General features: G+C 69.7%; 13 protein-coding genes. 9 read left to right on the top strand and 4 right to left on the bottom strand.

The window, feature by feature from the left end; translation table 11 throughout:
* Positions 1–60 precede the first annotated feature (60 nt).
* Positions 61–1146: an Mrp/NBP35 family ATP-binding protein gene (locus VF647_01430; GenBank protein ID HEX8450722.1), complete on the top strand. Its 1086-nt coding sequence runs from the start codon at positions 61–63 to the stop codon at positions 1144–1146.
* A 423-nt stretch (positions 1147–1569) separates the two neighbouring features.
* Here the strand turns inward: VF647_01430 and VF647_01425 are convergent, their stop codons facing one another.
* The 4 genes from VF647_01425 to VF647_01410 form a co-directional block, all read right to left on the bottom strand.
* Entirely contained in the window at positions 1570–2439 is an 870-nt protein-coding gene (locus VF647_01425; GenBank protein ID HEX8450721.1) for a LiaF domain-containing protein, read from the bottom strand.
* Positions 2432–3577 (bottom strand): polymer-forming cytoskeletal protein, encoded by a 1146-nt coding sequence (locus tag VF647_01420; GenBank protein HEX8450720.1) that lies wholly within the window; start codon positions 3575–3577, stop codon positions 2432–2434. Before VF647_01420 ends, VF647_01425 begins: the two co-directional genes overlap by 8 nt.
* Entirely contained in the window at positions 3567–4199 is a 633-nt protein-coding gene (locus tag VF647_01415; protein HEX8450719.1) for a hypothetical protein, read from the bottom strand. The genes VF647_01420 and VF647_01415 overlap by 11 nt, the downstream gene beginning before the upstream one ends.
* A gap of 166 nt (positions 4200–4365) precedes the next feature.
* Positions 4366–4956, bottom strand: coding sequence for a sigma-70 family RNA polymerase sigma factor (locus VF647_01410; protein ID HEX8450718.1), 591 nt, complete (start codon positions 4954–4956; stop codon positions 4366–4368).
* 149 nt (positions 4957–5105) lie between these two features.
* On the opposite strand from VF647_01410, the gene VF647_01405 reads away from it, so the two are divergent.
* From VF647_01405 to VF647_01370, 8 genes are all read left to right on the top strand, one after another.
* Positions 5106–5843 (top strand): class I SAM-dependent methyltransferase, encoded by a 738-nt coding sequence (locus VF647_01405; GenBank protein ID HEX8450717.1) that lies wholly within the window; start codon positions 5106–5108, stop codon positions 5841–5843.
* Positions 5843–6118 (top strand): hypothetical protein, encoded by a 276-nt coding sequence (locus tag VF647_01400; protein HEX8450716.1) that lies wholly within the window; start codon positions 5843–5845, stop codon positions 6116–6118. The genes VF647_01405 and VF647_01400 overlap by 1 nt, the downstream gene beginning before the upstream one ends.
* 148 nt (positions 6119–6266) lie before the next feature.
* Positions 6267–7754, top strand: a complete 1488-nt coding sequence (locus tag VF647_01395; GenBank protein ID HEX8450715.1) for a menaquinone biosynthesis decarboxylase — start codon at positions 6267–6269, stop codon at positions 7752–7754.
* Between the two features lie 280 nt (positions 7755–8034).
* Positions 8035–8487, top strand: a complete 453-nt coding sequence (locus VF647_01390; GenBank protein ID HEX8450714.1) for a nucleotidyltransferase — start codon at positions 8035–8037, stop codon at positions 8485–8487.
* Positions 8477–9385 (top strand): UbiA-like polyprenyltransferase, encoded by a 909-nt coding sequence (locus VF647_01385; GenBank protein HEX8450713.1) that lies wholly within the window; start codon positions 8477–8479, stop codon positions 9383–9385. Before VF647_01390 ends, VF647_01385 begins: the two co-directional genes overlap by 11 nt.
* Entirely contained in the window at positions 9382–10005 is a 624-nt protein-coding gene (locus tag VF647_01380; GenBank protein ID HEX8450712.1) for a flavin prenyltransferase UbiX, read from the top strand. The genes VF647_01385 and VF647_01380 overlap by 4 nt, the downstream gene beginning before the upstream one ends.
* A 48-nt stretch (positions 10006–10053) precedes the next feature.
* Positions 10054–10536, top strand: a complete 483-nt coding sequence (locus VF647_01375; protein ID HEX8450711.1) for a metallophosphoesterase family protein — start codon at positions 10054–10056, stop codon at positions 10534–10536.
* A gap of 183 nt (positions 10537–10719) precedes the next feature.
* Positions 10720–12285 (top strand): M28 family peptidase, encoded by a 1566-nt coding sequence (locus VF647_01370; GenBank protein ID HEX8450710.1) that lies wholly within the window; start codon positions 10720–10722, stop codon positions 12283–12285.
* Positions 12286–12453: the final 168 nt, after the last annotated feature.

Here is a 12453-nt window from a genome sequence, read left to right as displayed (position 1 = left end):
GAGTGCGCTTCGTCACTCACGCACTTCCGCACTCACGCACTCACGCACTTTTTCAGTTCTATGACCAACGAACAGCGTGACCAGGTCCTCCGGCGCGTCGCGGCGGCCCTCACGCGGGTGATCCACCCCACCACTGGCGAGGACGTCGTCTCCTCCGGCCGCGTCCGCGAGCTGGACGTGGGCGAGGACGGGCTGGTCCGCTTCCGCTTCGCCCTGCAGGCCGACGATCCGGGGACGCTGGTGCGCCAGGCCCGCTCCGCCGCCGAGCGCGTGGAGGGGGTGGAGCGCGTCAAGATCGACATCTCGCTCCCCGCCACGGGGGCGCCGATGAAGAAAGGCGCCGCGCGCGCCGGAACCGTCCCCGCGCCGACGCCGAACTCGGGGCTCCTTCCGCGGGTCAAGCGCATCATCGCCGTCTCTTCGGGGAAGGGCGGGGTGGGGAAGAGCACCGTCGCGGTGAACCTGGCCGCCGCCCTCGCCGCCGACGGCAGGCGCGTGGGCGTTCTGGATGCGGACGTGTACGGCCCCAACGTCCCCATCATGTTCGGCGAGACGCGCCAGCCGCACGTCACCGACGACAAGAAGCTCCTCCCGCTGGAGGCGCACGGCGTCCGCCTGATGTCGCTCGGCTTCCTCCTTCAGCCGGATCAGGCCGCCATCATGCGCGGCCCCATGATCGCCGGTATCCTGAAGCAGTTCATCGAGCAGGTGGAGTGGGGCGAGCTGGACGTGATGATCGTCGACATGCCCCCCGGCACCGGCGACGCGCAGCTCTCCCTCGTGCAGACGCTCCGCCTGGATGGCGTCGTGATGGTCACCACTCCACAGGACGTCTCCACCGGCGACGTGCTGCGCGGCATCAAGATGTTCGAGAAGACCAACACGCGCGTGCTCGGCGTGGTGGAGAACATGAGCGGCTTCATCTGCCCCTGCTGCGGCGAGCGCTACGAGATCTTTGGCCGCGCCGGCGGTACGCGCCTCGCCGGCCAGACCGGCGTCGAGTTCCTGGGCGACGTCCCGCTGGAGATGCGCGTGCGCCAGGGCGGCGACTCCGGGGTCCCCGTCGTCGTCTCCGAGCCCGATTCCCCCGCCGGCTTGGCCCTCCGCAAGGTTGCCGCCCGCGTCGCCGCGCTCGTGGAGGCGTGACGATCGCGGGGGGCGAGGCGCCGGGGGCGGGGCGCCGGGGGCCGGGATGAGGCGCCGGGGGATGAATCCCCCGGCTGGAACTACGCGAAGACGGCTGAAGCCGTCTCGTGAGGCGCCGCTCCTGTAGCGGGCCGCGGCGGATAAGCGGGGCACGGGCAGCCACGTGGGGCGGCCCCTACGGGGATCTGTGCGCGATGCAGGCGTCGAGGCACGCGGAGGGCGGGCGGACGCGCAGGTCCGCCCCTACGAGGTCCGTGCGTGACGCAGTCGTCGAAGCCGCGCACGGATGCACACCAAACGCCCCTCCCCCGCAGTTTGGGGGAGGGGCCGCGAGGAACGAGCGGGGGAGGGGGCCCTTCTCCCCCTCCCCCAGGCAGTTGTGGGGGAGGGGGATGCGTCGCGGAGCGACGCTGGGGGTGGGGCTCAGTCGATCCAGTCCACCTCGATGGAGCCGAGGGCGGCTTCGATGTGGATGTCCAGCTTGCGGGCGGCGCGCTCGTAGCCGCGCGAGTACCACGCGTTGCCCCGCTTCACCATCCCGTTGCTGTCGAAGGAGGCCAGGAACGAGTCCTTTTGGATCCGCACGCCCACCGTGCGCGGAAGGCGCAGCGTCACGGACCCGATCCCCATCTTGACCGTCGTCCGCGCGTCGCGTGTCCAGGCGCCGCCAAAATCCAGCGTCGTCTCGCCGACGCCGCCCTCGAAGTCGATGCGCTGGGTGCGGGCGTTGGCCAGGCCGGTCACCACCAGGCTCGCGGCGCCCGCCTCCAGCTTGACGGCGCGGGCGGCGGTGCGGTTGGGGCGGTCGAAGCTGACGCGCGTCTCGCTGGCGCCGGTGGAGATGTCCAGATCCTCCAGCGCGAGCCCACCCAGCTTCACGTCCGCCTCGCCGGCGCCGAAGGCGAGCTTCAGCGCCATGGGCACGGCGGGGGTCAGCGCGATGTCGGCGCGGCCCTCACCGCGGCGGTCGTCGCGGTTGTTGCGGCCCTTGCGGCCTTCCACGCCCAGGCGGAGCCGGCCCGTGCGGCGGTCGTACGAGGTGACGGGGGAAACCGCCCTCTCGTCGTAGCGCATCTCCATGCGGTAGAGCAGGTTGCCGCGCTCCGGCTGCACGCTCAGGCGCCCGGCCCCGTACTCCACGTTCACCGCCAGCCGCCGCTCACCGGCCACCTGCCGCGCGGAGGTCATCGTCCGCCACGTCTGCTGCGCCCAGACCGGGAGCGCGATGGCGGCGAGGAGAGCCGCGGCGCCGGCAACGCGGCGCGCGCGCGGACCCGCGATCCGCTCAAACACCGGTGCCGCTCCCGCCCGCCGGCCCGCCGTCGAAGATCGGGTCGTAGTCGCGCGTGCGGCGCCACTGCCACGTCCCGCCCGCGCCGGCGCGCGTCAGGAGCAGCGCGCCGAACCCGACCGCCGCGGCGAACGCGAGCCCCATCTTCGCCAGGAACTCCAGCAGCCCGCCCGCGAAGCCCAGGAAGACGGTCATCTTCAGCAGGTTCGCCGCGATGAGCGGGGCCAGCATCACCGCCAGGCCGGTGAAGACGTACGCGTAGGAGTTGCGGTACTGCGCGTCCCAGTTGCCGCGCCGCTCCGCCGTGCGCTCGCCCAGGGCGTGCGCCACCGCCACCAGCCCGCCTGCCCCGGCCGCCATCACCACGATGGGGAAGAGCGGCACGAAGACCAGCAGGAGGGGGATGCCGATCAGTGTGAGCACCAGGACCACGATGCCGACGACGTACGCCGGGAAGATCAGGAAGCCGGTGGCCACTCCCAGCGCGCCGGCCCGCAACGTGTCCGCCCGTACCGAGTCGCTCACCCGGTCCAGCCTCGGGTGTGCGTAGAAGACCGCCGCCGCGCCCACGCCGGCCAGGAGCAGTCCCAGCGCGATGGTGGAGAGGAGCCCGGAGAGCCCGTCGCTGAACTGGCCCAGGAAGCCGCGGTTGCTCATGCGCAGGCGCCCGTCGCCGGCGGTGCGGCGGCCGGCCACGCGCTCCTCGCCGCCCTCCACCCGCATCTCGCCGAGCACGCGGCCGTGGTGGTTCACCAGGCGCCCGCCGAGCACGCGGGCGTCGCCGTTCACGGTGCCGAAGTTCTCCAGGTCGCCGCCGCTCACCTGCACGCTGCCGCCCACGGCCGCGCCCTGCACGATGCGCAGGTCGCCGCCCACGACGGTGACGTTGCCCTGCACGCGGCCCCGCACGGCGAGGTCGCCGCCGGTCACCACCACCTTGCCTTCCACCACCTCGTCCGGCCCGATCTCCACGTCGCGGCCGACGACGATGCGGTCGCCTCCGCGGCGGATCTCGGCGGCGGGGTGGGCGCCGGCCTCCAGCGTGTCCTGCGCGGGCAGGGTGTGCGCCGTGCCCAGCAGCGCCGCGAGCGCGGCGAATGCGACGGCCGCGAACCCGCGGTTCATCCGATCAGTGTGCATGAGTCAGTTCCCCTGTCGGGGTCCGAAGGAGTCGAACCATCGCCCATCCGGAGACGGGAATCGCAAGGAGCGCCATCAGAACGACCGCCAGCAGCCCCGCGTACCCGCCCGGCATCTGCCCGCCCTGCTCCACCACCCACTGCGCCGCGTCGCTGCGCAGCGTCCACTCGGCCCCGCGCACGGTGGCGCCCCACACCGTCTCCGCCACCCACCCGCGCCCGATGGCCCACAGCGACCCCGCGTTCACGCCGGGGTGCGAGAACACCCAGGCCAGGAAGGGGACGATGGGCGCCAGCGGGGCGAGCCCCGCCGCCAGCACCAGCATCCACCCGCGGCGGGTGGCGGGGAGCCAGCGGCGGCGCGCCTTCGCCGTGCTCGCCTCCGGCGCTTCGGCCGGTAGGAGCACGCGGGCCATCACCGCGTCTGCGAACGTTGCGGACGGGGCGAAGCGCGGGAGCGCGGCGAGCGCCGAGATCACGGCCCTCGACGATTCCAGCTCGGCCGTGCACAGCGCGCACTGGGCCAGGTGCGACTCGGCGCGGGCGCGCTCCATCTGCGAGAGCGTGCCCTCCGCGAGCTCGTCCAGCGTCCAGTGTTCAAGGTGTGCGGTGTCTTGCGTCACGGTGTCCTCGTCAGCAGCGGCTTGCGTTCATGTTGGGGCGTACGGGAGCAGGTGGAGCTGAGTTTCAACTGCCTGGTGCGTTAGTGCGTTAGTGCGTTAGTGCGTTAGTGCGTTAGTGCGTTGTTTTCGAGCGCACTTACGCACTCACGCACTCACGCACTTCCGTTCACACTCTCAAGTGCTCGAGCTTCCCACGGAGCTCATGGCGCGCGCGGTGGATGAACGTCTTCACCGTGCCGAGCGGGAGGCTCATGATGTCCGCGATTTCCTGGTACTCGCGGCCTTCCACGTGGCGCAGCAGGATGGCCGTGCGGTACTCCGGGCGAAGGGCGCCGATCGCGCCCTCGATCGACTCGCCCAGCTCCTTGGCCTCCAGCAGCTCCTCGGGATTCTCGTCGTCGCTCGCCACCGTGATGGTGGAGGCTTCGATCTCGTCCGCGGTCACCGCGTAGCGCGATCCATCTATCGAGACCGTGGCCACTTCCTTCTTGCGGATGTGGTCGATGGTCAGGTTCGTGGCGATCTTGAAGATCCACGAAGAGAATTTGTACTTCGGGTCGTAGCGGCCGATGTTGTTGAAGACGCGGACAAACGTCTCCTGCGCCAGGTCTTCCGCCTGCTCGCGGTCGCGGAGCATGCGGTAGACGAGGGAAAACACCGGGCGCTGGTAGCGCCCGAGCAGCTCGCGGTATGCCTTCTCACTCCCTTTCTGGGCGAGGGCGACGAGCTCGTGGTCCGTAAGCGCGGTTGCGGTCAACGTAGGAAACGGGGTGAAAACCGTACCTCCTTGCGAGGGGTACGGCATCCTCCGGCGGGAAGTTTCAGGCGCGGCGCGCGGCCTTGCTGGCGACCGGGGCGGGGGGTACCTTTCCGCGTCTATTCTACACCCGCGAGCCCATTTACGGTATGCCGCAGACCCCCGTCCGCCCTTCGGCGCTCCCGGCCAGCGAGGAAAAGGCCGCGCACGTCCGGCGGATGTTCTCGTCCATCGCGCCGCGTTACGACCTGCTCAACCACCTCCTGTCGCTCAACATCGACAAGGTGTGGCGGCGCCGCGCGGTGGACCGGCTGGGGTGGGAGCGCAATCCGGGCGGCACCTACCTGGACTCCTGCGCGGGGACGCTGGACCTTTCCGTGGAGCTGGCGCGCCGCCCCGGCTTCACGGGACGCGTGGTGGGAAGCGACTTCACCTACGCCATGCTGGAGCACGGCACGGACAAGCTGGCGTCCATCCCCGTGGAGCCCGCCTGCGCGGACGCGATGCTCCTTCCCTTCGCGGACGAGTCGTTCGACGGCGCGACCGTCGGGTTCGGGGTGCGCAACCTGGCCGATCTGGACGTGGGGCTGCGCGAGACGGCGCGGGTGCTGAAGCCGGGGGCGCGCTTCGTGATCCTGGAGTTCACCACGCCCGGGTGGCAGCCGTTTCGCGGGCTGTACCTCTTCTACTTCCTGCGCGTGCTGCCGGCGGTGGGGCGGCTGGTGTCGAAGCACGACTCGGCGTACACGTACCTTCCCGAGTCGGTGCGCCAGTTCCCGGAGCCGCCGGAGCTCGCCGCGCGGATGGAGCGCGCCGGCTTCGCGGACATCGGCTGGACGACGCTCTCCGGCGGGATCGCGGCGCTGCACTGGGGGACGAAGCGCTGATGCCGCGCGCCCTCCAGGTCTTCGCGATGACGCTCCTGCTCTCGTTCATGGGGTGCTGCGTCGCGTCCGCGCTCCTGCAGCTCATCGCGCATACGAGGCACTCGCGCGGCGGGCCGGGCGGCCTGGGGTCGATGTGGAAGCCGGAGGGGAAGTTCGACGACGTGGGGGTGAACCAGATGCGGCTGGCGCGCAGGCTCCTGCTGGTGGGTGCGGTGGCGTACCTGTCGTACGGCCTGGTGACGATGATCGCGCACCAGGTGAGTGTGCGCGGGTAACAGGCCCTCACCCCCCGGCCCCCTCTCCCGATAACAGGAGAGGGTGCCCCTCTCGTTCTCGGGAGAGGGGGAGAACTGCGGTTGCGGGCGAGGCGTTCGACCTCGCCTTTGCGTTTGTGGCGAACGGATACAGGGGCGCGGGTATAGAATGGTGTATCAGAATTTAAGGGATTTTCTCCGCTTCCTGGATCGTACGGGGCAGCTCGTGCGCATTCGGCAGCCTGTCTCCGTGGATCTGGAGATGGCGGAGATCACGGATCGGACGATGAAGCTTCCGGGCGGCGGGCCGGCGCTCCTCTTCGAGCGGCCGGTGCTGATGGACGGCACGGAGAGTCCCATCCCCGTCGCCATCAACATCTTCGGGTCGTGGCGGCGGATGGCCGCGGCGCTGGGGGTCGATGATGTGGAGGTGCACGCGCGCCGCATCGCCGAGCTGGTGAAGCCGGAGATCCCCAAGGGGCTGTGGGGGAAGATGGCGATGCTCCCCAAGCTCGCGGAGCTCACCAAGGTGCCGCCGCGGCCGTACAAGGGCGCGCCCCCCTGCCAGCAGGTGATCCTCCGCGAGGGCGAGTTCGACCTGACCCGCTTTCCCGTGCTGAAGACCTGGCCGCACGACGGCGGGCCCTTCATCACGCTCCCCATGGTGGTGACGTCCGATCCCGAAACGGGGATCCAGAACATCGGGATGTACCGGATGCAGGTGTTCGGGCCGACGTCGACGGGGATGCACTGGCAGCGGCACAAGGGCGGCGCCGCGCATTACCGCGCGTGGAAGAAGCAGCGCGGCGGGCGCATGCCGGTGGTGGTCGCCATCGGCGGGGACCCGGCGACGATGTACACGCCCAGCGCGCCCCTGCCGCCGGGGATCGACGAGTACCTGTTCGGCGGCTTCCTGAGGCGCGACCCCGTGCGCACCTGCAAGGCCATCACCGCCGACCTCACCATCCCCGCCGAGGCGGAGATCGTGCTGGAGGGGTACGTGGACACCGACGAGGAGCTCCGCATCGAGGGGCCGTTCGGCGACCACACCGGGTTCTACACGCTGGAGGACCCGTACCCCACATTCCACGTGACCACCGTCACGCTGCGGGAGGAGCCCATCTACCCCGCCACGCTGGTGGGGCGCCCGCCCGTGGAGGACGTGTATCTGGGCGGCGCCACGGAGCGGATCTTCCTCCCGCTCGCGCGCTTGACGATGCCTGAGATCGTGGACTACCACATGCCTCCCGAGGGCGTGTTCCACAACCTCGTCTTCGTCTCCATTCGCAAGGAGTACCCGGGGCACGCCTACAAGGTGATGAACGGGCTCTGGGGGATGGGGCTGATGTCGCTGGCCAAGGTCATCGTCGTGGTGGACGAAGGGATCGACGTGCGGAACACGCAGGAGGCGTGGTGGTACGCGCTCGGCAACATCGACCCGGAGCGCGACGTGAAGTTCACCAAGGGCCCGGTGGACGACCTGGATCACGCGGCGCAGAATCCATCGTTCGGCAGTAAGATGGGGATCGACGGCACGCGCAAGTGGCCCGAAGAAGGCTTCACCCGCCGCTGGCCCGAGATGATCGAGATGTCTCCTGACGTGAAGGCGCACGTCGATGGCATCTGGGCGCGGCTCGGCATCGAGCCGATCGACTGAAACAGCTGCCCTCACACAGAGCCACAGAGGGGTACGGAAAGAACAGGGAGGGCATCGGAGACCTCCCTTCTTTTTCTTGTAGCTATCTCTGTGTCTCTGTGTGAGGCTGCAGTTCTGGGGAATGCAATGAGCAGCATGCCGGACCGCTCCGCATATCCGATTCGCCGGCTCCGGCTGCACGAGCGCGAGCCGGACCACGCGGCGGCGCCCAGCGCGGAAGAGTGCATCGGGATGGTCTGGGAACTGACGATGAACGCATGGGCTTTCATGGGACACAGCGATGCTCAGCCCCGACTACAGAGACATGCTTTCCGAGTTGTCCGCGGCCGGGGTTGAGTTCCTGATCGTCGGCGCGTTCGCCATGGCGGCGCATCGCATGCCTCGCGCGACGGGCGACATGGACGTGTGGGTGCGTCCGGATCTCGAGAATGCACGCCGCGTCTGGACGGCGCTGGCGAACTTCGGCGCTCCGGTCGACCGCGTAACGCCTGAGGAGCTTGCCGAGCCGGACATGTTCTTCCAGATCGGTGTGGTACCGGTCCGCATAGACGTGCTTACCGCCATCGACGGTGTCACGTTCGATGAAGCATGGGCGGAGCGTGTGTATCGAGAGTTCGAAGGAATGCGCGTGCCGGTGTTGAGCCGCGAGCACCTGTTGATCAACAAGAAAGCCACGGGTCGGCCAAAGGATCTCGCCGATGTCGCGTGGATCGAGGAGCAGGATGTCGACTGAGCGTATCATGGAAGGCCAGCACATCCGCGGGCGCGGAAAGGTGGCCGACCTTTCAAATCTGGTGAAGCTGCCGCACACCATCTTTGCGCTGCCGTTCGCGCTGGTGGGGGCGACGCTGGCGTCTTATGAGCACTCCGTGCGGGTGACGGACGTGTTCCTGATCCTAACGGCGTTCACCTCGGCGCGGTTCGCGGCGATGGGGTTCAATCGGATCGTGGACCGCGCCATCGACGCCAGGAACCCGCGCACGATGATGCGCGAGATCCCGGCGGGAAAGCTGAGCGTGGGCGAGGCGGCGGCGGCGGTGGTGGTGGCGAGCGGGATCTTCTTTCTCTGCGCGGCGCTGCTCAACCCGCTCTGCCTGATGCTGGCGCCGCTCGCGCTGGGGTGGATCCTCTTCTACTCGTATACGAAGCGCTTCACCCGGTGGGCGCACCTGGTGCTGGGTTTTGCGCTCGCCATTGCGCCGGTGGGGGCGTACCTCGCGATCGCGGGGGAGTGGAGCCGGCCGGCGGGGGCGCTGCTGGCGCTGGCCGGGGCGGTGCTCTGCTGGGTGGCCGGGTTCGACATCCTCTACTCGCTGCAGGACATGGAGTTCGATCGCGCGGAAGGGCTGCACTCGGTGCCGGCAGCGCTGGGCGCGAGAGGGGCGCTTGCGGTCTCCAGGACGTTGCACGTGCTCTCGACGGCGCTCTTCGTGGCGCTCGGGTTCCTGGTGCCGGGGCTGGGCACGCTGTACTTCGTGGCCGCGGCGGTGATCGGGGTGATGCTGGTGTACGAGCAGAGCCTGGTGCGCGCCGACGATTTCTCCAGGATCGACGCGGCGTTCTTCAACGTGAACGGCGCCATCTCCGTTGTGTTCTTTCTGATGGTGCTCGCGGAAAGGCTGCTCGCGTGAGGGACGCGCCGGTCGTCTTCGGAATCACCGGCGCGTCGGGTGCGCCGTACGCCGTGCGCCTGCTGCGCGCCCTCAACGATTCCGGCACCGCCGTCCGGCTGATCGTCTCCGGCTACGGCCTGCGGCTGCTGGCGGAGGAGACGGAGATCGACGGGATCGACGCCCTGCGCGCCGCTACCGGCGACTGGTCGCGCGTGGAGCTGTACGACTCGCTCGACCGAGGCGCCACGCCGGCGTCGGGCTCGGCGCCTTCGCGCGGGATGGTGATCTGCCCGTGCTCCATGGGGACGCTCGCCTCCATCGCGGCGGGGACCTCGCGCAACCTGGTGGAGCGCGCGGCGGACGTGGCGCTGAAGGAGCGCAGGACGCTCATCCTGGTGCCCCGCGAGACGCCGTTCTCGCTCATCCACCTGGAGAACATGACGCGGCTGACGCGCGCCGGGGCCACCATCCTCCCCGCGGCGCCGGGCTTCTACAACCGGCCGAAGACGATCGCGGACCTGGTGGACTTCGTCGTGGCGCGGGTGCTGGACCACCTGGGCGTGGAGCACATGCTCGGGCGGCGCTGGCGGAGCGGGGAGGACGCAGCGGGAACAGGGAGTGGCGAACGGGGGGCATAGGCGGCAAGCCTGTGCCCCCGCGTCCATCCATCAACGGCGGGTGCGACCATGAAGATCGGGATCATCTCCGACACGCACGGGCTGCTGCGGAGCGAGGTGTTCGACGTGTTCGCCGGGGTCGAGCACATCCTGCACGCGGGCGACGTCGGCTCGGCCGACATCCTCGCGGAGCTGGAGACGATCGCGCCCGTGACGGCGGTGTGGGGGAACACGGACGGCTTCGACGTGCGGAAGCGGATTCCCGAGGTGGCGCACGTGGAGCTGGACGGGGTGCCGGTCGTGGTGCTGCACGGGATGCAGCTCGGCTCGCCGACTCCTGAGAAGGCCGCCGCGGCGTACAGCGGCGCGGGGCTCGTCGTCTTCGGCCACTCGCACAAGCCGGTGATCCGACAGGTGATGGGAACGCTCGCGGTGAACCCCGGAAGCGCCGGCCCCCTGCGCTTCCGCGATCCCGTGACGGTCGCGCTCGCGGAGCTGGTGGACGGGCAGGTCACCGCGCGCCTGGTGGATCTGGATCCCAAGCTGAAGTAGGAGCGGCTTGCGCATGCGGCGGGCGTTCGGTATTTCGCTGGTATCAAAGTGCTAAGTGCTGAGTGCTAAGTGCTGAGTGAAAAAACGCACTCACGCACTAACGCACTCACGCACTGCCGTTCAGCACTTAGCACCTAGCACTTAGCACTTCCCCGCAGTGCGACTTCCACCACTTGGAGTACGATGAAGCGATCGGTCGCGTTCGTGATGGGTGCGCTGCTGGCGGGCTCGCCGGCGGCGGCGCAGGAGTGGACCTCCACCGACCCCGTGCTCCAGCGCATCTGGCGCGAGGGGATGTCGAACTCGCAGGTGGAACGGCTGGCGCAGGTGCTCACCGACTCGCTGGGGCCGCGGCTCACCGGCTCGCCCGAGATGGCGAACGCGCGGCAGTGGGCGGTCTCCACCTACCGCAACTGGGGGATCACCGCGCGCGAGGAGCAGTACGGCACCTGGCGCGGATGGCAGCGCGGCCATACGCACGTCGACCTGATGACGCCGCGCATGCGGTCGCTGGAAGGGACGATGCTGGCGTGGAGCCCCGGCACCAACGGACCCGTCACGGCCGGCGTGGTGATGCTTCCCGAAGCGGCCGACTCGGTCGCATTCAAGGCCGCGCTGGGGAGCGTGCGCGGCAAGTTCGTCCTGATCTCCGCCGCGCAGCCCACCTGCCGTCCGGACGAGAACTGGGCGAAGTGGGCGCCCGCCGCGACCTTCGAGCGGATGAGGGCGCAGCGCACCGAAGCGATGGCCGCGTGGAACCGCCGCCTTCAGGCCACCGGCAGCAACGCGCGTGACCTGCCGCGGCGCCTGGAGGAGGCGGGCGCGGTGGGAATCCTGACCAACCTCTGGTCGCAGGGGTGGGGCGTGGACAAGGTGTTCCAGGCCCGCACCGAGCGCGTTCCGACCCTCGACCTGAGCTGCGAGGACTACGGGCTCGTCTTCCGCATGGTGCAGAACAACCAGTCGCCCACGCTGCGGCTGGACGCGGCGTCGCGGTTCACGGGCGAGGTTCCGGCCTCCAACGTCCTGGCGGAGATCCGCGGGCGCCAGAAGCCGAACGAGTACGTGATGATGTCGGCCCACTTCGACTCGTGGGACGCGGGCTCGGGCGCGACGGACAACGCCACCGGCACGGTGGTGATGATGGAGGCGATGCGCATCCTGCGGCAGGCGTACCCGAACCCGAGGCGCACCATCCTCTCCGGGCACTGGACGGGCGAGGAGCAGGGGCTGAACGGATCGCGCGGCTTCGTGGCGGACAACCCGCGCATCGTGGAGGGGCTGCAGGCGCTCTTCAACCAGGACAACGGCACCGGGCGCATCGCGCAGGTGTCGATGCAGGGGCTGACGGGGGTGGAGCCGTACTTCCGCCGCTGGTTCGGGCGCATGCCGGGGCTGCTGGTGGACTCGGTGCGCATCGACGCGCCGGGGCTCCCCAGCGGCGGCGGCAGCGACAACGCGTCGTTCATCTGCGCGGGGGCACCGGGGTTCGGGCTGGGGTCGCTGTCGTGGGACTACGGCACCTACACTTGGCACACCAACCGCGACACGTACGACAAGATCGCCTTCGACGAGGTGCGGCGGAACGCGACGATGGTGGCGATGCTGGTGTACCTGGCCTCGGAGGAGCCGGAGAAGCTGCCGCGCGCACGGCTGGACCAGCTCCCGGTGGACCAGCAGGGGCGGCCGCGCACCTGGCCGGTGTGCCAGCAGCCCACGCGCAGGGACCCGGCGAGCGCGGCGCAGTAAGCGGGCATTGGTGCGGCCGCGGGGATCGTTTTGGTCTCACGCGGAGGCGCGGAGACGCGGGGAGGGGGCGCGGAGATCTCTTCGCGCCTCCTGGCTTCCAGTCGAGGCAGGGGTGGCGTGATGGCGCAGAGTCCGTTGGAGCAGGATGAAATGACGACGCTGGATGCT

Source organism: Longimicrobium sp., assembly GCA_036387335.1.
Lineage (GTDB): Bacteria > Gemmatimonadota > Gemmatimonadetes > Longimicrobiales > Longimicrobiaceae > Longimicrobium.
This window is presented reverse-complemented; position numbering and strand designations above follow the sequence as displayed.

Bases quoted from the DNA above. Each gene is read 5' to 3' on its own strand.
- VF647_01405 (HEX8450717.1), top strand. From the start codon at position 5,106: ATGCCGCAGACCCCCGTCCGCCCTTCGGCGCTCCCGGCCAGCGAGGAA.
- VF647_01420 (HEX8450720.1), bottom strand. From the start codon at position 3,577: ATGCACACTGATCGGATGAACCGCGGGTTCGCGGCCGTCGCATTCGCC.
- VF647_01395 (HEX8450715.1), top strand. From the start codon at position 6,267: ATGGTGTATCAGAATTTAAGGGATTTTCTCCGCTTCCTGGATCGTACG.
- VF647_01385 (HEX8450713.1), top strand. From the start codon at position 8,477: ATGTCGACTGAGCGTATCATGGAAGGCCAGCACATCCGCGGGCGCGGA.
- VF647_01400 (HEX8450716.1), top strand. From the start codon at position 5,843: ATGCCGCGCGCCCTCCAGGTCTTCGCGATGACGCTCCTGCTCTCGTTC.
- VF647_01390 (HEX8450714.1), top strand. From the start codon at position 8,035: ATGCTCAGCCCCGACTACAGAGACATGCTTTCCGAGTTGTCCGCGGCC.
- VF647_01370 (HEX8450710.1), top strand. From the start codon at position 10,720: ATGAAGCGATCGGTCGCGTTCGTGATGGGTGCGCTGCTGGCGGGCTCG.
- VF647_01430 (HEX8450722.1), top strand. From the start codon at position 61: ATGACCAACGAACAGCGTGACCAGGTCCTCCGGCGCGTCGCGGCGGCC.
- VF647_01375 (HEX8450711.1), top strand. From the start codon at position 10,054: ATGAAGATCGGGATCATCTCCGACACGCACGGGCTGCTGCGGAGCGAG.